Source organism: Granulicella aggregans, assembly GCF_014203275.1.
In the GTDB taxonomy this organism is placed as follows: domain Bacteria; phylum Acidobacteriota; class Terriglobia; order Terriglobales; family Acidobacteriaceae; genus Edaphobacter.
The window spans coordinates 1-1,866 of the sequence record NZ_JACHIP010000073.1; the positions used below are offsets into that span (position 1 = coordinate 1).

At 48.8% G+C, this 1,866-nt stretch carries 2 protein-coding genes; both read left to right on the plus strand.

Annotated elements, in window-relative coordinates; genetic code table 11:
* Positions 1-258 (plus strand): phosphopantetheine-binding protein (locus tag HDF16_RS30085; RefSeq protein WP_184224646.1); only part of this gene is annotated, 258 nt, incomplete at its 5' end.
* 97 nt (positions 259-355) lie between these two features.
* On the plus strand, positions 356-1,866 hold a 1,511-nt coding region (locus HDF16_RS30090), incomplete at its 3' end, for a condensation domain-containing protein (RefSeq protein WP_246410504.1).

Consider the following 1,866-nt stretch of genomic DNA (forward strand, 5'->3'; position numbering starts at 1 on the left):
GCTATCGCCGCTCTCTGGATGGAGTTGCTCAAGCTGGATCGTGTCGGGCGCCATGACAACTTCTTTGCCTTGGGAGGTCACTCCCTGATGGCCATAAAGGTGGCCATCAGATTGCGCGCCACACAACCGCATGCGTCAATCACGATGCTTGACATTTTTGCTAATCCCACGCTAATCGGCCTAGCTGCTGTTCTCCTAAGCGCAACAACGCATCCGCCTCCAGATAGGCATATCCCCCGCCTTCCTCGATTTGCTTGACGAAACGGTTATTTTGGCCCGGGCTGGGAAGCCTAGTAGCAAGATGTTTACTGAATAAATTGTAGTCCAACATTGGTTTGACCCAAAAAAGAGGCGTATGATGGCAACCTTTGACGAAAATCAAGCTAATTTAAAGCCTGTAATTGATGGCCTTATTCAGAAGACCCAGTTTCCAATGTCGTTTGCTCAGCAGCGTCTATGGCTTTTATCCCAAATAGACTCCTTCAGCACCGCATACCACGTGCCGCTAAGCCTTCATCTTGCAGGAAGTCTCGATCGAACAGCCCTCGCACTGTCTCTAAGACGAATAATTGAGCGGCACGAAATACTAAGGACGATATTTTATATCGCTGATCATAAACCGATTCAGCAGGTCATCCCGCCAGACAAAATACGATTTGTCATCGCAGAACACGATTTGCGCTCGATGGAGAACTCAAACTCTGCGCTTTCTCGCATCATCAGTGACGAGCAAAACCTGCCATTTGAATTATCTATCGATCTCCCTATTCGAAGCAGCCTAATTCGCCTATCGGAGAGAGAGTGGGTTTTCTTGGTAACTATGCATCACATCGTGTCTGATCAACAGTCTGTCAGTATTTTCTCTAAGGAGTTAGAAGTTTTATATCAGGCATTTTCCGGTAGCTTTTCTGATCCCTTGCCGGAGCTGCCGATTCAATATGTAGATTTTGCGGCATGGCAACACACATGGCTACAGAGTGACAAGCTCAAAAAGCAGGCGTTATTTTGGACGGCGGAGCTTGAAGGAGCCCCATCAGAGCTAAACCTTTTCACGAAGCCTTCTCGCGTTGATAAACAAAACTACTCAGGAGCACTCACTAGATTCAAGCTTGATGCTGAGGTGACGAATGGACTGAAGCGATTAAGCAAGACGCATGAAATAACGTTGTTCACAACATTACTCAGTTGTTGGGCCATACTCCTGTTCAGATGCTCGGGTCAGGAAGACATAGTAATTGGCGTGCCAACATCGGGCCGCGGATCACCAGACGTTGAGCAACTAATAGGGATTTTCATTAATCTCCTAGCAATACGTGTAGCTCTGACCGGATCGCCTACTACCAATGATTTTTTGCGCCAGGTGGCCGCGCAATCATTAAAGGCTCAGCAGAATCAGGACCTTCCTTTTGAAAAGGTAGTTGCCTTGTGTCGTCAGCCGCGCAATTCCGCAAAACATCCCTTATTCCAAGTATTGTTCAGCTGGACTCAGGGAAGTATTAGCACGCCCAATTTGCCGGGTCTACATATCACTCACTATGATACCCACGGCAACACCACGTCGAAATTCGACCTCAGCCTGTACCTCCATGAATCGGAGGGCATGATTTCTGGCGGCATAGAATACGCCACTGCCCTCTTTGATCCCGCAACCATCGACCGTTACGCATCGTATTTTCAGGAATTGCTTCAAGCTGTCATCACAGACGACACGCAGCCAGTAGACCGATTGGCCATCCTGCCCGCGACTGAACGTCAGCAGGTGCTGTACGAATGGAACGATACCGCGACTGAGTTCCCGGCTGCGACATGCATCCAGGAGCTCTTTGAAGAACAGGTAGAGTTATCGCCACAAGCCACGGCACTGGT